Source organism: Mesorhizobium sp. M0663 (genome assembly GCF_040320585.1).
Lineage (GTDB): Bacteria > Pseudomonadota > Alphaproteobacteria > Rhizobiales > Rhizobiaceae > Mesorhizobium.
On the sequence record NZ_JAMYPX010000007.1, the window covers coordinates 198,318 to 217,403 of the forward strand.

At 61.5% G+C, this 19,086-nt stretch carries 21 protein-coding genes; 18 read left to right on the forward strand and 3 right to left on the reverse strand.

Annotated features, from left to right (window positions below; all coding sequences use genetic code 11):
- Window positions 1-147 precede the first annotated feature (147 nt).
- The 6 genes from NKI54_RS16230 to NKI54_RS16255 all read left to right on the forward strand — a co-directional run bounded on the left by NKI54_RS16230 (window position 148) and on the right by NKI54_RS16255 (window position 4,883).
- Window positions 148-1,182, forward strand: coding sequence for a cysteine synthase A (locus NKI54_RS16230; protein WP_352457507.1), 1,035 nt, complete (start codon window positions 148-150; stop codon window positions 1,180-1,182).
- On the forward strand, window positions 1,182-1,925 hold the full coding sequence (locus NKI54_RS16235; RefSeq protein ID WP_352568588.1) for an alanyl-tRNA editing protein: 744 nt from the start codon (window positions 1,182-1,184) through the stop codon (window positions 1,923-1,925). Before NKI54_RS16230 ends, NKI54_RS16235 begins: the two co-directional genes overlap by 1 nt.
- Before the next feature lie 35 nt (window positions 1,926-1,960).
- Window positions 1,961-2,812 (forward strand): 3-mercaptopyruvate sulfurtransferase, encoded by an 852-nt coding sequence (gene sseA / locus NKI54_RS16240; RefSeq protein WP_023675104.1) that lies wholly within the window; start codon window positions 1,961-1,963, stop codon window positions 2,810-2,812.
- A gap of 5 nt (window positions 2,813-2,817) precedes the next feature.
- Window positions 2,818-3,381, forward strand: a complete 564-nt coding sequence (locus tag NKI54_RS16245; protein WP_352448953.1) for a GNAT family N-acetyltransferase — start codon at window positions 2,818-2,820, stop codon at window positions 3,379-3,381.
- A gap of 150 nt (window positions 3,382-3,531) precedes the next feature.
- Window positions 3,532-4,338 carry a 4-hydroxy-tetrahydrodipicolinate reductase gene (gene dapB / locus NKI54_RS16250; RefSeq protein WP_352448952.1) on the forward strand — a complete coding sequence of 269 codons (807 nt, stop codon included), beginning with the start codon at window positions 3,532-3,534 and terminating at the stop codon, window positions 4,336-4,338.
- Between the two features lie 77 nt (window positions 4,339-4,415).
- On the forward strand, window positions 4,416-4,883 hold the full coding sequence (locus NKI54_RS16255) for a DUF1203 domain-containing protein (protein WP_352457506.1): 468 nt from the start codon (window positions 4,416-4,418) through the stop codon (window positions 4,881-4,883).
- A 248-nt stretch (window positions 4,884-5,131) separates the two neighbouring features.
- Here NKI54_RS16255 and ald read toward each other — a convergent pair whose 3' ends face one another.
- On the reverse strand, window positions 5,132-6,247 hold the full coding sequence (ald, locus tag NKI54_RS16260) for an alanine dehydrogenase (RefSeq protein ID WP_023675100.1): 1,116 nt from the start codon (window positions 6,245-6,247) through the stop codon (window positions 5,132-5,134).
- A 156-nt stretch (window positions 6,248-6,403) separates the two neighbouring features.
- Here ald and NKI54_RS16265 point away from each other — a divergent pair, with 156 nt between their 5' ends.
- The gene (locus NKI54_RS16265) at window positions 6,404-6,877 is read left to right on the forward strand and encodes an Lrp/AsnC family transcriptional regulator (RefSeq protein ID WP_023675099.1); all 474 of its coding nucleotides are present in this window, start codon (window positions 6,404-6,406) and stop codon (window positions 6,875-6,877) included.
- A gap of 13 nt (window positions 6,878-6,890) precedes the next feature.
- Here the strand turns inward: NKI54_RS16265 and NKI54_RS16270 are convergent, their stop codons facing one another.
- Complete coding sequence (locus NKI54_RS16270; protein WP_352636694.1) at window positions 6,891-7,547, reverse strand: 5-formyltetrahydrofolate cyclo-ligase; 657 nt, start codon at window positions 7,545-7,547, stop codon at window positions 6,891-6,893.
- A gap of 180 nt (window positions 7,548-7,727) precedes the next feature.
- Here NKI54_RS16270 and NKI54_RS16275 point away from each other — a divergent pair, with 180 nt between their 5' ends.
- From NKI54_RS16275 to NKI54_RS16305, 7 genes are all read left to right on the forward strand, one after another.
- On the forward strand, window positions 7,728-8,993 hold the full coding sequence (locus NKI54_RS16275; RefSeq protein ID WP_352636695.1) for an NAD(P)/FAD-dependent oxidoreductase: 1,266 nt from the start codon (window positions 7,728-7,730) through the stop codon (window positions 8,991-8,993).
- 131 nt (window positions 8,994-9,124) lie between these two features.
- Window positions 9,125-11,104, forward strand: a complete 1,980-nt coding sequence (locus tag NKI54_RS16280; protein WP_352636696.1) for a bifunctional 2',3'-cyclic-nucleotide 2'-phosphodiesterase/3'-nucleotidase — start codon at window positions 9,125-9,127, stop codon at window positions 11,102-11,104.
- 368 nt (window positions 11,105-11,472) lie between these two features.
- Window positions 11,473-11,607: a hypothetical protein gene (locus NKI54_RS16285; protein WP_023675095.1), complete on the forward strand. Its 135-nt coding sequence runs from the start codon at window positions 11,473-11,475 to the stop codon at window positions 11,605-11,607.
- 102 nt (window positions 11,608-11,709) lie between these two features.
- Window positions 11,710-11,997, forward strand: a complete 288-nt coding sequence (locus tag NKI54_RS16290; RefSeq protein ID WP_352577846.1) for a Dabb family protein — start codon at window positions 11,710-11,712, stop codon at window positions 11,995-11,997.
- A gap of 96 nt (window positions 11,998-12,093) precedes the next feature.
- Window positions 12,094-12,981 (forward strand): VOC family protein, encoded by an 888-nt coding sequence (locus NKI54_RS16295; RefSeq protein WP_352636697.1) that lies wholly within the window; start codon window positions 12,094-12,096, stop codon window positions 12,979-12,981.
- Window positions 12,978-13,829 carry a 3-deoxy-8-phosphooctulonate synthase gene (gene kdsA / locus NKI54_RS16300; protein WP_031211318.1) on the forward strand — a complete coding sequence of 284 codons (852 nt, stop codon included), beginning with the start codon at window positions 12,978-12,980 and terminating at the stop codon, window positions 13,827-13,829. Before NKI54_RS16295 ends, kdsA begins: the two co-directional genes overlap by 4 nt.
- Before the next feature lie 122 nt (window positions 13,830-13,951).
- Window positions 13,952-14,317 carry a PRC-barrel domain-containing protein gene (locus NKI54_RS16305; protein ID WP_023675091.1) on the forward strand — a complete coding sequence of 122 codons (366 nt, stop codon included), beginning with the start codon at window positions 13,952-13,954 and terminating at the stop codon, window positions 14,315-14,317.
- A gap of 76 nt (window positions 14,318-14,393) precedes the next feature.
- On the opposite strand, the gene NKI54_RS16310 is transcribed toward NKI54_RS16305, so the two are convergent.
- Window positions 14,394-14,516, reverse strand: a complete 123-nt coding sequence (locus NKI54_RS16310) for a hypothetical protein (RefSeq protein WP_084642452.1) — start codon at window positions 14,514-14,516, stop codon at window positions 14,394-14,396.
- A gap of 203 nt (window positions 14,517-14,719) precedes the next feature.
- On the opposite strand from NKI54_RS16310, the gene eno reads away from it, so the two are divergent.
- The 4 genes from eno to NKI54_RS16330 all read left to right on the forward strand — a co-directional run bounded on the left by eno (window position 14,720) and on the right by NKI54_RS16330 (window position 19,080).
- Complete coding sequence (gene eno / locus NKI54_RS16315; protein WP_352636698.1) at window positions 14,720-15,994, forward strand: phosphopyruvate hydratase; 1,275 nt, start codon at window positions 14,720-14,722, stop codon at window positions 15,992-15,994.
- Between the two features lie 134 nt (window positions 15,995-16,128).
- On the forward strand, window positions 16,129-16,449 hold the full coding sequence (locus NKI54_RS16320; RefSeq protein WP_023675088.1) for an FtsB family cell division protein: 321 nt from the start codon (window positions 16,129-16,131) through the stop codon (window positions 16,447-16,449).
- 222 nt (window positions 16,450-16,671) lie between these two features.
- Window positions 16,672-17,661 carry a pyruvate dehydrogenase (acetyl-transferring) E1 component subunit alpha gene (gene pdhA, locus NKI54_RS16325; protein WP_245274631.1) on the forward strand — a complete coding sequence of 330 codons (990 nt, stop codon included), beginning with the start codon at window positions 16,672-16,674 and terminating at the stop codon, window positions 17,659-17,661.
- A 15-nt stretch (window positions 17,662-17,676) separates the two neighbouring features.
- The gene (locus NKI54_RS16330; RefSeq protein WP_023675086.1) at window positions 17,677-19,080 is read left to right on the forward strand and encodes a pyruvate dehydrogenase complex E1 component subunit beta; all 1,404 of its coding nucleotides are present in this window, start codon (window positions 17,677-17,679) and stop codon (window positions 19,078-19,080) included.
- Window positions 19,081-19,086 lie beyond the last annotated feature (6 nt).

A 19,086-nucleotide genomic window follows, 5' to 3' on the forward strand; every position in this document is an offset into this window, starting at 1 on the left:
TCGGTACATGGTTGAAATGAATACCGGTCGGGCGCTCCTGGCTGTAGGAATTGCAGTGTGCGAAATGCGACTGGACCAGGCAAATTCTTGCCTTGAAACCGAAGCTTCGGGTTTCTAGGGTTTCGCCGCACCCACAAAGGAATCTTCATGCCCCGTTCTGTGATCGACGTGATCGGCAACACGCCCCTGATCCGCCTCAACAAGGCCTCGGAAGCAACCGGCTGCGAGATCCTGGGCAAGGCCGAATTCATGAATCCCGGGCAGTCGGTAAAGGACCGCGCCGGCCTGTTTATCATCCGCGATGCGGAGCAGCGCAGGCTGCTGCGGCCCGGCGGCGTCATCGTCGAGGGGACGGCCGGAAATACCGGCATCGGATTGACACTGGTTGCCAAGGCGCTCGGCTACCGCACGGTGATCGTCATTCCCGACACCCAGAGCCAGGAGAAGAAGGATACAATCAAACTGCTCGGCGCCGAGCTGATCGAAGTGCCCGCCGTGCCTTACAAGAACCCGAACAATTACGTGAAGCTGTCGGGCCGACTGGCCGAGCAGATGGCGAAGAGCGAGCCGAACGGCGCGATCTGGGCCAACCAGTTCGACAATGTCGCCAACCGTGACGGCCATATCCGCACCACGGCCGAAGAAATCTGGAACCAGACCGACGGCAAGGTGGATGGTTTCGTGTCGGCGGTCGGTTCCGGCGGCACTCTGGCAGGCGTCGGTTTCGGGCTGAAGGCCAAAAACAACCAGGTCAAGATCGCGCTGGCCGATCCGCTGGGGGCAGCGCTCTATTCCTTCTACACCAGCGGCGAGCTGAAATCCGAGGGCAGTTCGATCACCGAAGGCATCGGGCAGGGGCGGATCACCGCCAACCTCCAAGGCTTTACACCCGATTTTGCCTTCCAGATCCCCGACGAGGACGCGCTGCCGATCGTATTCGACCTGATCCAGGAGGAGGGGCTTTGCGTTGGCGGTTCGACGGGCATCAACATTGCCGGCGCCATTCGCCTGGCGCGCGAGCTAGGCCCCGGCCACACCATCGTGACCATGCTTTGCGACTACGGCACGCGCTACCAGTCGAAGCTGTTCAATCCTGAATTCCTGCGCGAAAAGAAGCTGCCGGTGCCGGGGTGGATGGAGCAACAGAGCACGATTTCGGTACCGTTCGAAAGGGTTGCGTGATGGCGCACAAGACCGAAGCGCTGTTTCGTGACGACGCCTATCTGGGGACGGCCGACGCCACCGTCGTCGCAGTCAATAATCGCGGCGGCATCATTCTGGACCGGACGGTGTTTTACGCCACATCGGGCGGGCAGCCGGGCGACACCGGCAGCCTCGAACGCGCCGACGGCACCGGCATAGCGATTGCCGCTACGATCACCGGCGAAACCAAGGACGAGATCATCCATGTGCCGGCGCCGGAGCAGGCAGTTCCAAAGGTGGGCGAGCGCATGAGGCTCGCCATCGACTGGCCGCGGCGGCAGTTGCTGATGCGCATGCATTCTGCCTGCCACCTGCTTACCGTCGTCTGTCCGTTCCCGATCACCGGCGCCGCGGTTTCCGAGGACGACAGCCGTATCGATTTCGACATCCCGGACGCCGGCTTTACCAAGGAAGACGTGACGGCCAGACTGATGGAGCTGGTGCGAGCCGACCACCCGATCTTCACCCGGCTCATTTCCGACGAGGAACTGGCATCCAATCCGGGCTTGGTGAAATCCAAGAATGTGCGGCCCCCGGCCGGCACGGGAAGGATCCGATTGGTCTGCATCGGCGAGAACGCTTCGATCGACAGCCAGCCTTGCGGCGGCACCCATGTAAAGAGCACCAGCGAAATCGGCGAGATCCATATCGGCAAGATCGAGAAGAAGGGCCGCGAGAACCGGCGCTTCCGCATTCGCTTTGGTCCTATGCCGCCAGCCTGATATAGGACTGCGACGGACGGGACAGGAGAGAAAAGATGGCCGACGACAGTCCTTTCACCATCGATGCCGATTGGTTACAGAAGCGGCTCGGCGAACCCGGCCTGACGATTGTCGACGCGTCCTGGTATCTGCCGGCGCAAAAGCGTGACGCGCGCGCCGAGTACGACGTAGCGCATATTCCAGGCGCCCGCTTCCTCGACCAGGATGCGGTTTCGGACCCCGACGCGGCTCTGCCGCACACGCTGCCGTCGCCGCAGCATTTCGCGCAATATGTCGGCGCGATGGGTATTTCGGCCGATGACACGATTGTTGTCTATGACGGGCCAGGGTTCTTTTCTGCACCGCGCGCCTGGTGGTTGTTTCGCGTCATGGGCGTGTTCCAGGTCTATATACTCGACGGCGGCTTCGATCGTTGGAAAGCCGCCGGACGGCCGGTGACTGCGGAGCCGACGAAGATCGCGCCTTGCGTGTTTTATGCCAACTTCGATGCCGCCCGCGTCGCCAGCCTTGCCGACATGCGCCGGATCGTCGAGACGGGGGAGAGCCAGATCGCCGACGCGCGCTCGCCTGGCCGTTTTGCCGGCACCGAGCCGGAGCCGCGCCCCGGCATCCGCTCCGGCCATATGCCGGGCGCGCACAACGTGCCGTTTTCGGCGCTTTCGGAAAACGGCGAATTGTTGCCGAAGGACAGGCTGCGCAAAGTGATCGAAGGAGCCGGCATCGACCTGTCGAAGCCGGTCGTCACCTCCTGCGGGTCGGGCGTCACCGCGGCAGCCGTCACGCTAGCTTTGGAGACGCTTGGCCATGCCGACAACAGACTTTATGACGGTTCATGGACCGAATGGGGCGGGCTTTCCGACACGCCTGTCGTGACGGGCAAGGACTGACGGTGATGGAAGACGGATCGCTGGAAGACATCGATGTCACCGTGACGTTTCTCGAAATGCATGTGCCGCCTGCCTATTCGCCGCCGCTGCCGTACAACCGCCAGATCGCGCTGCTCAAGACCAAAGACATTCCCCTGCATTTCTACCGCTATTTGATGGATCGGGTCGGCCGCAAATGGCACTGGGTCAATGTTTTGAGGCTGAGCGACGAGGAGCTTGCGGCGGGCATCCACCGCGAGGACCGCGACATCAGGGTGCTTTATCTGGATGGTGCGCCGGCCGGCTTCTTCGACCTCAAGCCGCATTTGCCGGAGGAAGTGGAACTCGCTTATTTCGGAATGATGGAGCACGCGACCGGGCAAGGCATCGGCCGCTGGTTCCTCGGTGCGGCAATCGCCGCAGCCTGGTCGCACGGGCCAAAGCGGGTGACGGTGCAGACCTGCACCCTCGATCACCCAGCAGCACTGCCGCTGTATCAAAAACTCGGCTTTACGCCAGTGGCGCAAAAAAAGGAGGTCGTACATCCGATGTCTTTTGCCGAGCGCGCGGCCAGCGTCATGCGGCCCTGATTTTCAGGCCCGTTCATCCGAGCTTCAGCTTGTCTTTGCAATGTCCCAGAGTCTCTGGATCAACACTCAAAGGCGAGCCCGACTTGAATGAGCTTGGCTCTTTCCATATCGCTATCGTCTAAAAATCGATGGGTGATGGAGGATCGCACGATGGCAATACGCGTGGTAATGGCCGGCGCGACCGGCTGGGTCGGCAAGGCGCTGGTTCCGGCGATCGGGGCGCAAGGCGACATGGCGCTGGCCGGGGCTGTATCACGCAGCGGCGCGGGGCAGGATTCCGGTCTGCTGGTTGGTATGCCGGCTAATGGTATTGCCGTTTCGGCCTCGCTGGCCGAGGCGCTGGAGGCGCCGTCGGACGTGCTGGTCGACTTCACCAAGCCGCATGTCGTGAAAGACCATGTGCTGCTCGCCATCGACAACGGACGGCACACGGTGATCGGCACGTCGGGACTGGGAGCTGCCGACTATGCCGAGATCGACGCCGCGGCGCGGGCCAATGGCGTCGGCGTTGTTGCCGCTGGCAACTTTTCCATCACCGCCACGCTGATGAAGCGGTTTGCACTTATGGCGGCAAAATACGTGCCGGATGTCGAGGTCATCGATTATGCTAGTGCAAAGAAGCCCGACGCGCCCTCCGGAACCGCACGAGAGCTTGCTGAAGCGCTGGCCGACATCCGCAAGGCCTCAACGGCAAAGCCGGTCTCCGAGGTCTCCGGCGTGCCGGCCACACGCGGTGGTGCGGTCGGCGCAGGCGAGGGGGTGCAAGTGCACGCGCTTCGCCTGCCGTCCTACATCCTGTCCTGCGAGGCGCTGTTCGGTCTGCCAGACGAGCGGCTGACCATACGCCACGACGCCGGCTCGTCCGCGGCGCCTTACGTGGCGGGCACGCTGCTCGCCATCAGACGGGTACAGCAGATCAAAGGTCTGGTTCGTGGTCTCGACGCGCTGATGGATTGATCCATTTCGGCAGGAATCGGGTGGGAAGCTCTGTCTTGCGAGCATAATTTCCGGTCGACGACACCGGAGATTTTGCCATGACGCTAAAATTCAAAGCCTTGCCAACCAATGCTGTCCGGGCACTTCAGCGCGGCGGGCCGGATGCTTATGGCTTGAAGCCAGAGCGGCAAATTTCGGATGGCGACGGCGTGCCTTGCCGTCATTGCTTGAAAAATATTGCTGTGGGAGAAGCCTATCTTGTTTTGGCCTATCGGCCTTTTCCGGAGCTGCAGCCTTATGCCGAAACGGGGCCGATCTTTCTGCATGCGAAAGAATGCGAACGCGCCGCCGAGGGGAAAATGCTTCCCGAAATGCTCGAAAGCAGCGATTACATTGTGCGTGGTTATGGCAAGGACGACCGCATCGTTTACGGCAGCGGCGGCGTCATTCCGACCGACGCAATTGCCGCACGGGCAGAGACGTTGTTCGAACGCGACGACATCGCTTACGTCCACATCCGCTCGGCGCGCAACAATTGCTATCAGTGCCGGATCGACCGCGCGTAACCGGACAGGCTGCACCGGCTTGGGGCTGTCGTACTCCCGTCGCATACAAGCGGTAGAAACACACTGTCGATCGATTTGCCGACCGCGGATGAACCGGCGGGAATTTTCGACAACCGAGGAAGCGGGGCTTTGGCTCCGCTTTTTTGTTGTCCGGTTATTCCGCGCGCCCGACACTTTTCAGTTTTTCGACATAAGAAAAAACCCGTCGGACGAATCCGACGGGCACTGGAGAGGCAGATTCGGACAGCTCAGGCGGCGAGAACGGCCTTCGGCTCGACCAGGTCGTAACCGAGCGCTTCGGCCACTGCGCGATTCGTGATCTTGCCCTTGTGGACGTTCAGCCCGTTGCGCAGATGGTGGTCGTCTACCAGCGCCTTGAGGCCCTTGTCGGCGAGCTGCAGGCCATAATGCAGCGTCGCATTATTGAGCGCGTGGGCCGAGGTGACCGGCACCGCACCCGGCATGTTGGCGACGCAATAGTGGATGACGCCATCGACCTCATAGGTCGGCTCGGCATGGGTGGTGGCGTGCGAGGTCTCGAAGCAGCCGCCCTGGTCGATGGCGACGTCGACCAGCACGGCGCCTTTCTTCATGCCCGACAGCATTTCGCGCGTCACCAGCTTGGGCGCTGCTGCCCCCGGGATCAGCACGGCGCCGACGACGATGTCAGCCGAAAAACATTCTTCCTCCAGCGCCTCGACGGTCGAGTAGCGGGTGTGGACGCGGCCGCCAAAGATGTCGTCGAGCTGACGCAGGCGCGGGATCGAGCGGTCAATGATGGTGACGTCGGCGCCAAGGCCGGCGGCCATCCGTGCAGCATGCAGGCCGACGACGCCGCCGCCGAGCACAGTGACCTTGCCGGGGAGCACGCCGGGCACGCCGCCAAGTAGCACGCCGCGGCCACCATTGGCCTTTTGCAGCGCCGTTGCGCCCGCCTGGATCGACAGGCGGCCGGCGACTTCCGACATCGGTGCTAGCAGCGGCAGACCGCCGCGCTCGTCGGTGACCGTCTCGTAGGCTATCGCGGTCACGCCGGAGGCCAGCAGGCCCTTGGTCTGCTCCGGATCCGGGGCAAGATGCAGATAGGTATAGAGGATCTGGCCGTCGCGGAGCTGAACCCATTCGTTGGGCTGCGGCTCCTTGACCTTCACGATCATGTCAGACTTGGCAAAAACGTCGGCGGCCGTTTTGGCAATCGTGGCGCCGGCGGCGCGATACGCGTTGTCATCGGCGCCGATGCCGGCGCCGGCGCCGGTCTCGATCAGCACTTCATGGCCATGCGCGACATATTCACGGACCGAACCCGGTGTCAGGCCGACGCGGTATTCATGGTTCTTGATTTCCCGGGGGCAACCGACGCGCATCTTTTTCTCCTGATCCGGCCCTTTGGGGCTCGTTCCCTGTCTAGAGATAGTGAACCACGAATCGTTCGGTAAGTGTTTGCGAATGCGCTTGCCAGAGAGGCCACTGTTCGATAATCGTTGCGCAAAACATTAGAATTATCGCAGGAACCCGCAAAAATGCCGCTCGACAGGATTGATATCGCCATTCTCGAGACGCTGCAGAAAGACGGGCGGATACCCAACGCAGCGCTCGCCGAGAAGGTTGGCCTGTCGCAGTCGGCCTGTTCGCGGCGGCTGGACAATCTGGAGAAATCCGGAACCATCCGCGGCTATCACGCACGGCTGTCCAACGCTGCACTTGGGCACCAGATGACGGCGATCGTGCATATATCGCTGTCCGGGCAATTCGAGAAGACGTTGTCGGATTTCGAGGCAGCGATAAAGCGCTGCCCGAACGTCCTGTCCTGCCATTTGATGTCGGGCGAATATGACTACATCCTGCGCATCGCGGCAAAGGATCTCGTCGACTACGAACGCATCCACAAGGAGTGGCTGTCGGCAATGCCGCATGTGACGAAGATCAATTCGTCTTTTGCCTTGCGCGAAATCGTCGATCGCACGGCCGTGGGAATGAAGCCTGAACTCGCCTAGGCCCCGAACTCGCCTAGGTGTTGACTGCCTCGGTCACCACACGGTCCATCCGAATGTCGTGCGGCTGCGGGTAGATGGTGACGATGCGCTGCAGTTCGTAGCCGACGCCGATGACCAGCGGTTTGAAGGGCATCGCGGCAAGCGTGCGATCGAAGAAGCCGCCGCCATAACCCAGGCGAAACTGCCCGGGATCGATGCCGACGATCGGCGAAATGACGATGTCGGGCAACACCGGATCACCCTCGGCCGGTATCGGGATATTCCAGACGCCCTTCTCCAGCCGGTCTCCGTGGGTATAGGCGCGAAAGACAAGCGGCCGGTCTTTCTCGACGACGACGGGCAACGCCGTGCGCCCGCCCCGCGCGTTAACGGTTTCCATCCACGGGCGCAGGTCCGGCTCGCCGCGAAACGGCCAGTAGAGGCTGACCATGCGGCCGGCGATGTCGCCGATCACCGCGTCGAGCCCTTCGGCAATGCGCTGCGACATAGCTGCGCGCGTGTCGGCCGAAACGGCAAGGCGGGATACGATCAACCGCTCGCGCTCGGCCTTGCGCCAGCGCCTTACGTCGGTCCAGTCGGATAGCGGCGCTTGGAACTCCGGATCAAGCTCGTGCATAAAACAAGGCGGCGAGGCGTACTGCGCTGGGTCTTCATCTTCATTCCTAGCCATGCTTCACCTGCAATATACTGTTCCGACCAAGTCGTATCCGGGACGTAAGCTATATCCGGGAATGAGTCTGCAGCATGCGTATTCACGACATCAAGAGACGAGTCCCAGGCAGTTGCAGCGCAGGCATTGCTGCACTGCACAAGGATACTTACATCAGCCTTGGCGAGAGGGATGAGTGAGATGAACATAGCCAACCATCACGTCGTCGTCGTAGGCGCCGGTTTCGGCGGCCTCGAATTGACCCGCGCACTTGCCGGCGCGCCGGTGCGCATCACCATGATCGATAGGCGCAATCATCACCTCTTTCAGCCGCTGCTCTACCAGGTGGCGACGACGGCCCTGGCCACCTCCGAAGTGGCTTGGCCGATCCGCCATCTCCTGCGCAGGCGCAAGGACGTGACGACGCTGCTTGCCGCTGTGACTGGCATCGACCGCACCGGCAAGCGGGTGCTGCTGCAGGACGGCGGCACGGTCGCTTACGACACGCTGGTGCTGGCCACCGGCGCGCGGCACGCCTATTTCGGCCATGACGAATGGGAGCCATTCGCCCCGGGCCTGAAGACGCTGGAGGACGCCACGACCATTCGACGGCGTATTCTTTTGGCTTTCGAGCAGGCCGAGCGGGAAACCGATCCCGCCCAGCGCCAGGCATTGCTGACGCTGGCGATCGTCGGCGGCGGGCCGACCGGCGTGGAATTGGCCGGCACCATTGCCGAACTGGCGCACGACACGCTGCGCGGCGAGTTCCGCAACATCGACACGCGGCAGACGCGTGTGGTGCTGATTGAGGCCGGCGACCGCGTTCTTGCCAATTTCGCGCCGGAACTCTCTGATTATGCAATGAAGGCGCTCGAACGGCTCGGCGTGACCGTCGAACTCGGCCGCGCGGTTACGCGCTGCGATGCCGAGGGTGTCGTCTTCGGCGACACACATTTGCCGGCCAGGACAATCCTGTGGGCGGCGGGCGTCGCCGCTTCGCCGGCCGCCGAATGGCTCGGCGCGGCAGCGGACCGCGCGGGCAGAGTGCTTGTCGAGCCCGACCTGAGTGCGCCGGGAAACCCGGAGATTTTCGTCATCGGTGACGCAGCGCACGTCCTGCGGCCGGATGGCCGGCTGGTGCCGGGCGTCGCGCCCGCCGCCAAGCAGCAGGGACGGCACGTCGCCACGGCGATCAAGGCAAGGCTTGCCGGTGACGCGACACCGCGTCCTTTCAGCTACAGGCATGACGGCGATTTGGCGACGATAGGCAAGCGCGCGGCGGCCATCGATTTCGGCTGGATCAAGCTTACCGGCCGGCTTGCCTGGTGGCTATGGGGCTTGGCGCATATTTACTTCCTGATCGGCTTTCGTAACCGGCTTGCGGTTTCCCTGAGTTGGCTATGGATCTACTTCACCGGTCAGCGCAGCGCGCGGCTGATCACCCAGGGCGACGACGATAAGGGCTGATTGTTCGCTGCCGGACATTCATCGGCGCGTCACCTCCTCTTGATGGGATCGGCTTCTGGACTCGGCTGGATTTCGGCGCGAAGCTTTGCTTCGGGCAGGACTTGTCACGTCGTGGAAGGAAGAGAAAACGAATGTCCCAATTGCGCCACCTCGTCTCACGCCGCGATTTCCTCGCCGGCGTTGCCGCCAGCGGAGCGCTGATCATGCTGCACCCGTTCTCCGCCCGGGCTCAAGCCAATCAGGCGCATCTGAGGATTATGGAGACGACCGACATCCACGTGAATGTGCTGCCTTACGACTACTACGCCGACAAAGCTAACGACACGATGGGGCTGTCGCGAACGGCATCGTTGATTGAAGCCGTGCGCAAGGAAGCAACCAACGCGATGCTGATCGATAATGGCGACCTTCTGCAAGGCAACCCGATGGGCGACTACATCGCCTACGAGAGGGGGATGAAGGATGGCGATCTGCATCCGGTCATGAAGGGCATGAACCTGCTCGGCTACGAATGCTCGACGCTCGGCAACCACGAGTTCAACTATGGCCTGTCGTTCATGGACAAGGTGCTGGCCGGTGCCAATTTCCCGTTTGTCTGCGCGAACCTGATCCGCGGCACGGAGCTCGCCGCGAACCCGCGCGACGACAAGCTTTATCTCAAGCCTTACGTCATCCTCGACAGGAACATCAAAGACGGGTCGGGCGCCGAGCAACCGATCAGGATCGGCATCATCGGCTTCGTGCCGCCGCAGATCATGGTCTGGGACCTGAAAAATCTCGAGGGCAGCGTCAAGACGCGCGACATCGTCGAGGCGGCCAAGGCGTGGGTGCCGCAAATGAAGGAAGAAGGCGCCGACATCGTCATTGCGCTCTCCCATTCCGGCATCGATGTGAAGCAAAGCGACATGATGGAGAATGCCTCCTTCTTCGTTGCCGGTGTCGAAGGTATCGATGCGGTGTTCACCGGCCACCAGCATCTGGTCTTCCCCGGCAAGAAGGACTTTCAGTCGCTGGACGCCGTCGATACGGCGAAAGGCACGTTGCAAGGCAAGCCCGCCGTCATGGCCGGCTTCTGGGGCTCGCACATGGGGCTGATCGATCTGTTGCTGGAGCGCGACGGATCGACGTGGAAAATCGTTTCGACGACCTCTGAGGCCAGGCCGATCTTTGAGCGGGTCGACAAGACGAACAAGCCGACCGTCGCGGACGACCAGCGCATCGTCGACGCGCTCAAACAGGACCACGAGGCGACGCTTGCCTATGTGCGCCGGCCGGTCGGCAAAACCTCGGCGCCGCTCTATTCCTATTTTGCGCTGGTCGCCGACGATCCATCGGTGCAGATCGTCAGCCAGGCGCAGACCTGGTACTTGAAGGACATCCTGAAGAACACAGAGTGGAAGGATATGCCGCTGTTGTCGGCGGCGGCACCGTTCAAGGCGGGCGGGCGCAACGGCGCCGACTATTACACCGACGTACCGGTGGGCGATATCGCCATCAAGAACGTCGCCGACCTCTACCTCTATCCAAACACGGTGCGCGCCGTCGAAATCACCGGGGCAGAGGTGAAGGAATGGCTGGAAATGTCGGCCGGCATCTTCAACCGGATCGAACCGGGCAAAGCCGACCAGGCGCTCATCAACACCGACTTCCCGTCTTATAATTTCGACGTGATCGACGGCGTCACCTACCGGATCGACCTGTCGCAGCCACCGAAATATGATTCGAAGGGCGGGCTGGTGAATGCTGGCTCGACCCGCATCATTGACTTGATGTTCGACGCCAAACCAATTGGTCCCAAGCGGAAATTCGTCGTCGCCACCAACAACTACCGAGCCGGCGGCGGCGGCAATTTCCCGGAGATCAATGCCTCGAAGATCATCTACGAAGCGCCCGACACCAACCGCGACGTGATCGTGCGCTATATCGTCAGCGAAGGCACCATCAACCTGTCGGCGGATGCCAACTGGTCGTTTGCGCCACTACCGGGAACCAGCGTCGTGTTCGAGACCGGCGCCAAGGCGAGAGAGTTTATTGCGCAAGTGAAGTCGCTGACGATCGAGCCGGCGGGCGAGGGCGAAGCGGGGTTTTCCAAGTACCGCATCACGCTTTGAGGCAAGGATTTGAGCGTCGGCTCGAAACTGTCTCAGCGTTAAGATACTGTCCCGATACGGCCAATCCGTTTGAGACAGGGGGCCTCTTCAAGCAGGTGGTGCGAAACGCCGCTTGACGGCGGCATGACCAGATCCAGCGCGTCCGTCGAAATCCCACCGGAATAATCGTGTGGCAGTTGGTCGATCGAGGCGGGAAGCGGTCGTCGAAGCCGAGCGGGGTTATCTTTCCAAGGCGCCCTGCAGCGGTAGCGCCATTCTGGCCAGCAAGCATCGCAGCGGACAGACCAAAGGCCGTTAAAATTCGGGGAGGGTCCCAGCAGGGCCGGAATCACTATGGTTGCAAGCATCCATATGCGCTAGTTTTAGCCATGCGTTATGTCATCATCATCACGACCGTCACCTTTTTCCTGATCTGGGACGGCATTTACAACCAAGGCCGCTACCTCGACAGGACCATCAGGGAGGTGACCCGCGTCGTGCACTATGTAACCAGCATGGTGTAGTTTCTCTTTTTCGCCACGGTTCGCCGACGCGACATCCTGCCGATTGACGGCACGCTCCCGCTGACACAAAAGAACGCCGGTCCAACGGTCCAGGAGGCTGGGTTGATCCGGCATATCGTTTTCTTCAGCGCACGGCGTAAAGTGGACGTCGAGGCAGTGCGTACGGGTCTGCTGGCGCTCGGCAAGATACCCCACTCGCGCCATTTCGAGGTGATGCTCAACACCAAGGTCGACCCGCTCTCGGATGAAATCGATGTGGTCGTCTATGCCGAGTTCGAGGACGAGGCAGCGCTCGCCGCCTACAAGGCGCATCCGCTCTATGCAGAGACCACCAGCCGGGTCAAACCTCTGCGCGAATTGCGTTATTCGGCCGATATCGTGGCAAGTTGACGAGCCGCCGTCCCCTACGCGCTGATGTGGTCTTTCCGCTGAGGCGTCGGCCAAGCCCTTGAACCATTTTCAGGAATGAGGCACATCGCGCGGGACATGACAGAGAACACCCCCGCAAGCCCTCATCCGCTCGATCACCTGGTGCTGCCGACCGCGAGCCTCGATGTTGCGCGGGCGCGCTTGACCTTGCTCGGCTTTACCGTTGCGCCGACAGGTATCCACCCTTTCGGAACCGAAAACTGCTGTGTCTTCCTCACCGACGGCACCTATCTCGAACCGCTCGCGGTCGCTGACCGGCAGGCCGCGGCAACGGCGATCGCGAACCGCAATGTCTTTGTCGTGCGTGATCGCACGTATCGCGAAGAAAACGGCGATGAAGGATTTTCTGCCGTGGCGCTGGGCACCGAAAGCGCCGCCGCGGACCACGCGCGCTACATGGAAGCCGGTCTGTCGGCGGGAGACGCGCTAAGCTTTTCGCGCGCCTTCACCGATGCGACGGGAAAGAGCGACACCGCATCGTTCAAACTGGCCTTCGCGGCTACAGGCAAGGCAACGGACGCTTTTCTCTTCGCCTGCGAGCGGATCAATGCGCCGAACGTCGACCGCACTGCGTTGCAGGCCCACGCTAATGGCGCAACCGGCATTGTCGAAATCGTGGCAGCCAGTGGCGAACCCTTCGAACAACGCAATGTGATTTCGATCGCGGCTGGGATCAAGGCGCAGGGCGGCGGCACTGTCTATGAGCTGCCGAATGCCGTCGTGACCGTTCTGGATCCTGCAGCCTATTCGGCACGCTTCGGCATTCCTGCCGGCGCGCCATCTGAACTCCGCTTTGCTGGGATCGTCTTTTCGGTTAGGCACGGCGACACCGTCGCCAAGCTGCTTGCAGCCAATTCCGTCGAACACCACATGCGCGGCGGTGATATCATCGTGCCGCCGGCGCCAGGGCAGGGCGCAGCCTTCATTTTCCGGGAGATCGCATGAACAATCTCAATCCTCTGATGCCAAATTCTTCCGTTGCGATCGGCAAGGTCATTTTCGGCAACAGCGCGCCCCTGTCGCTGATCGCCGGTCCATGCCAGCTGGAATCGCGGCAGCACGCGTTCGACATGGCCGGTGCACTGAAGGAATTGACGGAACGGCTCGGAATCGGGCTCGTCTACAAGACCAGCTACGACAAGGCCAATCGCACATCGCTTGGCGGCACGCGCGGTGCGGGACTTGAAGCGGCAATGCCGATCTTCGACGACTTGCGCAACAATTTTTCGCTGCCGATCCTGACTGACGTCCACACTGAGGAACAATGCGCGATCGTCGCTCCGCATGCCGATATCCTGCAGATTCCTGCCTTCCTCAGCCGCCAGACCGATTTGCTGATCGCTGCGGCAAGAACCGGCAAGGTGGTGAATGTGAAGAAGGGGCAATTCCTCGCGCCGTGGGACATGAAGAACGTCGTCGCCAAAATCATCGGCTCCGGCAACGCCAATGTCTTGGTCACCGAGCGCGGCGCATCCTTTGGTTACAACACCCTGGTGTCCGACATGCGGGCGCTGCCGATCATGGCCGAGATCGGCGCGCCGGTGATTTTCGATGCCACCCATTCCGTGCAGCAGCCGGGTGGGCAGGGCGGTTCGTCCGGAGGCGACCGGCGCTTTGTCGAGACGCTGGCGCGCGCGGCCGTCGCGGTTGGCGTCGCCGGCGTCTTCATCGAGACGCACCAGGACCCCGACAACGCGCCTTCCGACGGTCCCAACATGGTGCCGCTAAAGGATCTTCCCGCATTGCTTGAACGGCTGATGGCGTTCGATCGCATTGCCAAAAGCGTGGGTTGAACCAGCAGTTGCGCCACACCAGCGTCGCCAAGAAAACTTTGAAGAATTTCGAACCCGCCTGGAACCTTAGCCCGCGGCCCTCATTGTCAAAATCTAATGTCAACGACGACGAGGAGCACACCATGACGACCCAGACGGGACACACCGAAGCCATCGCCGCTTCGCGGGTTATCGGCACATCGGTCTACAATACGGAAGGCACTCATATCGGCGACATCGAGGATGTCATGCTCGACAAACTGTCGAACGGAATCATGTTTGCCGTGATCGGTTTTGGCGGATTTCTCGGCATCGGCGAGAAATACCACGCCATTCCGTGGGCGAGCCTTGACTATGATGAGAACAAGGGCGGCTATGTCGTGCCGTTCACCAAAGACCAGCTGATGGCCGCTCCTTCCTATTCGATCAACGAGCTGACCGGCGCCGACGGCGAGGCCGCGCGTGACGCCTCATACAACTACTACAAGGTCGAGCCTTACTGGCACTGACCTTACTGGCACTGACTAAGTCTCCTGGAATCAAAAAGGCCCCCGGGAAATCGGGGGCCTTCGATGTGGCGGGATGCTACTGCGCAATCTGCAGGGCCGGCAAAGGCGACGATCCCTGCGGGGGTTGCTGATTGTCGCACGACGTCAGGAACGCAGCCGCGATCAGGAACAAACTCACAATACCGCTCAACTGGGACATGGCGAAACTCCTCCTGTTTCGCCCCGCGCGACAACAGCCATAAACCAGAAACCGGCATGCCGCGTATGACAAATGATGACAGCGCTTCGTGCTTCGTGAATCCCGTAGCGCACGGGCAATATTTGCAAGTGCCCCGATTGCGTTTTGCGGCGCTTTGGCTAAGAGGTGCGCGACGCTTCAATCGATCAATCGGGGACATCGCAATGACGGCCATCATCGACATTGTCGGGCGTGAAATCCTGGACAGCCGCGGAAATCCGACCGTCGAGGTCGACGTCGTGCTCGAAGACGGCTCGATGGGTCGCGCCGCGGTGCCGTCCGGCGCCTCGACCGGCGCGCATGAGGCGGTCGAACTGCGCGATGGCGGCCCCCGCTATCTCGGCAAGGGCGTGCTCACGGCGGTCGAGGCGGTGAACGGCGAGCTGTTCGAGGCGATCGGCGGCATGGAGGCAGAGAATCAGATCCATATCGACCAGACCATGATCGAGCTCGATGGTACGCCCAACAAGAGCCGGCTCGGCGCCAATGCCATCCTCGGCGTGTCGCTGGCTGTGGCCAAGGCCGCGGCCGAAGCGGCCGACCTGCCGCTCTATCGTTATGTCGGCGGCACCAAGGCCCATGTGCTGCCGGTGCCTATGATGAACATCATCAATGGCGGCGCGCATGCCGACAACCCGATCGATTTCCAGGAATTCATGATCCTGCCGATCGGCGCGCCGACGCTGCGCGACGGCGTGCGCTGGGGCTCGGAGATCTTTCATACGCTGCGAAAGAAGCTGAAGGACGCCGGCCATAACACCAATGTCGGCGACGAGGGCGGCTTTGCCCCCAACCTGAAGAGCGCGCCGGCCGCGCTCGACTTCATCATGGAATCGATCGAGCAGGCTGGCTTCAAGGCCGGCGAGGAGGTTGCGCTAGGCCTCGACTGCGCGGCGACCGAATTCTTCAAGGATGGCAACTACGTCTATGAAGGCGAGAGGAAAACCCGCGACCCGAAGGCGCAGGCCAAATATCTAGCCAAACTCGCTGCCGACTACCCGATCATCACCATTGAGGACGGCCTGGCCGAGGATGACTGGGACGGTTGGAAAATACTGACTGATCTCATCGGCAAGCAAACGCAGCTGGTTGGCGACGATCTGTTCGTCACCAACACGGCGCGGCTGCGCGACGGCATCCGCATGGGTGTCGCCAATTCGATCCTGGTCAAGGTCAACCAGATCGGCTCGCTTACCGAAACGCTCGACGCCGTCGAGACCGCGCACAAGGCCGGCTATACCGCGGTGATGTCGCACCGCTCGGGCGAGACCGAGGATTCGACCATCGCCGACCTCGCCGTTGCCACCAATTGCGGGCAGATCAAGACGGGCTCGCTGTCGCGCTCGGATCGCATGGCCAAGTACAACCAGCTTATCCGCATTGAGGAGGAGCTCGGCAAGCAGGCGCGATATGCCGGCAAGTCGATCGTGAAAAGCTGATTTCGAGAGAAAATCCGTGGCGACGAGGGCGGGGACATTCCCGCCCTTTTTTGCTTCCAGGCTCTGAATCCAACAGGCTGTAACCGTCCATTAAGCACAATCGGGCGACAAAGGCGGCGTAGAGGATTCGGACCATGTGGACACGCCAGCACAAGCAAAGAAACACCGGCCGGCTGATCATCCCCTCGCTCTGCGTGGTGTTCCTGACTTATTTCGGTTTCCATGCCTATCATGGCGAGTTCGGCATCTATTCCAAGTATCAGCTCGAAGCTGAGACTGCCGAATTGCAGGGCAGGCTCGATGCCGTCAGGGCGCGCCGGATCGATCTCGAGCGCCGCGTTCAGCTGATGCATGAGGGCACGCTGGAGAAGGACATGCTGGACGAGCAGGCGCGCAAGGCGCTTAATCTGTCCCACGCCGACGAGATCACCATCATGCTGCCGGTCGCAAGATAACCTGATCTCAGTTAATCAGCGATATTTGCAATGATTTTAATTGCTTAGATGCATGACAGCCATGCGTTTTCGGCATGGCGAAAGCCTTCCCTGCATGTTAGCCTGCCTCAAATCGGTGGGAGAACTGATCTCCCTCGCTGTCCGCCAAGAGACGCCAACAGGGAGTGATGCATGGCCACCGCCACCAGAAAAGCGCCTGCCAAATCCAAATCAGACGGCAAGATGCCGGGCCTTTCCACCCCGAAGCCTGTTGAATTCACCAAAGACCAGGAGCTTGCCGCCTACCGGCACATGCTGCTCATCCGCCGCTTCGAGGAAAAGGCCGGCCAGCTTTACGGAATGGGCTTCATCGGCGGTTTCTGCCACCTCTACATCGGCCAGGAAGCGGTCGTTACCGGCATGAAGATGGCGCTGATCGACGGCGACCAGATGATCACCGCCTATCGCGACCATGGTCATATGCTGGCCATGGAGTTGTCACCGCGCGGCGTCATGGCCGAACTGACCGGGCGCCGTAGCGGCCTGTCGAGAGGCAAGGGCGGCTCCATGCACATGTTCTCCAAGGAGAAGCATTTTTACGGCGGCCACGGCATCGTCGGCGCGCAAGTGTCGCTCGGCACCGGCATTGCCTTCGCCAACCGCTATCGCGGCAACAACAATGTGACGCTGACCTATTTCGGCGATGGCGCGGCGAACCAGGGCCAGGTCTACGAAAGCTTCAACATGGCCTCGCTGTGGAAGCTTCCGGTGATCTACATCATCGAGAACAACCGCTACGCCATGGGCACCTCGGTCTCGCGCTCGTCGGCCGAGACGGATTTCTCGCACCGCGGCGCGTCCTTCAAGATTCCAGGCATCCAGGTCGACGGCATGGATGTGCGCGCTGTAAAGGCAGCCGGCGACCTCGCCGCCGAATGGTGCCGCGCCGGCAACGGGCCGCTCATTCTCGAAATGCAGACCTATCGTTACCGCGGCCATTCGATGTCGGATCCGGCAAAATACCGCTCCAAGGAAGAAGTGCAGAAAATGCGCTCCGAACGTGACCCGATCGAGCAGGTCAAAGCGCGGCTGCTCGACAAGAAATGGGCAAGCGAGGACGAGCTCAAGGCCATCGACAAGGAAGTCCGCGACGTTGTCGCCGACGCCGCAGAATTTGCCCAGAACGACGCGGAGCCGGATCCGTCCGAGCTCTGGACCGACATCGTACTTTAACGAGAGGGCAAGGACATGCCGATCGAAATTCTCATGCCCGCCCTCTCGCCGACCATGGAAGAGGGTAATGTTTCCAAGTGGTTGAAGAAAGAGGGCGACAAGGTCGCGGCGGGTGACGCCATTGCCGAGATTGAGACCGACAAGGCAACGATGGAAGTCGAAGCCGTGGACGACGGCACGCTTGCCAAGATCGTGGTTCCTGCCGGCACCGAAGGTGTCAAGGTCAACACGCTGATCGCTGTGCTGGCCGTCGATGGCGAAGACATCGACGAGGCAGGCGAAGGTATCGGCGAGGAGGCTGTTGAGGCGCAAGCAGCAGCGCCCGCTGCCGCTCCGGCCCCCGCGGCTGCTGCGGCCAAGAGCGAAGCGGCAGCACCTGTTGCCGCTGCGCCCAGGTTGGAAATTGCCGCCGATCCGGACATCCCGGCCGGCACCGAAATGGTCTCGACCACAGTGCGTGAAGCCTTGCGCGACGCAATGGCGGAGGAAATGCGCCGCGACGGCGACGTCTTCGTCATGGGCGAGGAAGTCGCCGAGTACCAGGGCGCCTACAAGATCACACAGGGCCTGTTGCAGGAATTCGGTCCGAGACGCGTGGTCGACACGCCGATCACCGAGCACGGCTTTGCCGGCGTTGGTGTTGGCGCGGCGATGGCCGGCCTGAAGCCGATCGTCGAATTCATGACCTTCAACTTCGCCATGCAGGCGATCGACCAGATCATCAATTCAGCCGCCAAGACGCTCTACATGTCCGGCGGCCAGATGGGCGCCCCGATCGTCTTTCGCGGCCCGAACGGCGCTGCTGCCCGCGTCGCCGCGCAGCATTCGCAGTGCTATGCCGCCTGGTACAGCCATATTCCTGGATTGAAGGTGGTGATGCCTTATACCGCCGCCGACGCCAAGGGTCTGCTCAAGGCGGCGATCCGCGACCCGAACCCGGTCATCTTCCTCGAGAACGAAATCCTCTACGGCCACTCCTTCGACGTGCCGAAGATGGACGATTTCGTGCTGCCGATCGGCAAGGCGCGCATTCACAAATCCGGCAAGGACGTGACCATCGTCTCGTTCGGCATCGGCATGACCTACGCGCTCAAGGCGGAGGCGGAGTTGCGCGGCATGGGCATCGATGCCGAGATCATCGACTTGCGCACCATCCGCCCGCTCGACTTCGACACCATCGTCGCCTCGGTCAAAAAGACCAATCGCCTCGTGGTGGTCGAGGAAGGCTTTCCGCAGAACTCGGTCGGCGACCATATCGCCAATCAGGTCTCGCAGCGCGCCTTCGATTTCCTCGATGCACCGGTCATTACAATTGCCGGCAAGGACGTGCCGATGCCCTATGCGGCGAACCTCGAAAAGCTGGCGCTGCCCAATGTCGGCGAGGTCGTCGAGGCGGTCAAAGCCGTCACGTATCGCTGAGCAGGG

Excerpts from the sequence above, each read along its gene's own strand:
- NKI54_RS16230 (WP_352457507.1), top strand. The coding sequence starts at position 148 with ATGCCCCGTTCTGTGATCGACGTGATCGGCAACACGCCCCTGATCCGC.
- NKI54_RS16235 (WP_352568588.1), top strand. The coding sequence starts at position 1,182 with ATGGCGCACAAGACCGAAGCGCTGTTTCGTGACGACGCCTATCTGGGG.
- sseA (WP_023675104.1), top strand. The coding sequence starts at position 1,961 with ATGGCCGACGACAGTCCTTTCACCATCGATGCCGATTGGTTACAGAAG.
- NKI54_RS16245 (WP_352448953.1), top strand. The coding sequence starts at position 2,818 with ATGGAAGACGGATCGCTGGAAGACATCGATGTCACCGTGACGTTTCTC.
- dapB (WP_352448952.1), top strand. The coding sequence starts at position 3,532 with ATGGCAATACGCGTGGTAATGGCCGGCGCGACCGGCTGGGTCGGCAAG.
- NKI54_RS16255 (WP_352457506.1), top strand. The coding sequence starts at position 4,416 with ATGACGCTAAAATTCAAAGCCTTGCCAACCAATGCTGTCCGGGCACTT.
- ald (WP_023675100.1), bottom strand. The coding sequence starts at position 6,247 with ATGCGCGTCGGTTGCCCCCGGGAAATCAAGAACCATGAATACCGCGTC.
- NKI54_RS16265 (WP_023675099.1), top strand. The coding sequence starts at position 6,404 with ATGCCGCTCGACAGGATTGATATCGCCATTCTCGAGACGCTGCAGAAA.
- NKI54_RS16270 (WP_352636694.1), bottom strand. The coding sequence starts at position 7,547 with ATGGCTAGGAATGAAGATGAAGACCCAGCGCAGTACGCCTCGCCGCCT.
- NKI54_RS16275 (WP_352636695.1), top strand. The coding sequence starts at position 7,728 with ATGAACATAGCCAACCATCACGTCGTCGTCGTAGGCGCCGGTTTCGGC.
- NKI54_RS16280 (WP_352636696.1), top strand. The coding sequence starts at position 9,125 with ATGTCCCAATTGCGCCACCTCGTCTCACGCCGCGATTTCCTCGCCGGC.
- NKI54_RS16285 (WP_023675095.1), top strand. The coding sequence starts at position 11,473 with ATGCGTTATGTCATCATCATCACGACCGTCACCTTTTTCCTGATCTGG.
- NKI54_RS16295 (WP_352636697.1), top strand. The coding sequence starts at position 12,094 with ATGACAGAGAACACCCCCGCAAGCCCTCATCCGCTCGATCACCTGGTG.
- kdsA (WP_031211318.1), top strand. The coding sequence starts at position 12,978 with ATGAACAATCTCAATCCTCTGATGCCAAATTCTTCCGTTGCGATCGGC.
- NKI54_RS16305 (WP_023675091.1), top strand. The coding sequence starts at position 13,952 with ATGACGACCCAGACGGGACACACCGAAGCCATCGCCGCTTCGCGGGTT.
- NKI54_RS16310 (WP_084642452.1), bottom strand. The coding sequence starts at position 14,516 with ATGTCCCAGTTGAGCGGTATTGTGAGTTTGTTCCTGATCGCGGCTGCG.
- eno (WP_352636698.1), top strand. The coding sequence starts at position 14,720 with ATGACGGCCATCATCGACATTGTCGGGCGTGAAATCCTGGACAGCCGC.
- NKI54_RS16320 (WP_023675088.1), top strand. The coding sequence starts at position 16,129 with ATGTGGACACGCCAGCACAAGCAAAGAAACACCGGCCGGCTGATCATC.
- pdhA (WP_245274631.1), top strand. The coding sequence starts at position 16,672 with ATGCCGGGCCTTTCCACCCCGAAGCCTGTTGAATTCACCAAAGACCAG.
- NKI54_RS16330 (WP_023675086.1), top strand. The coding sequence starts at position 17,677 with ATGCCGATCGAAATTCTCATGCCCGCCCTCTCGCCGACCATGGAAGAG.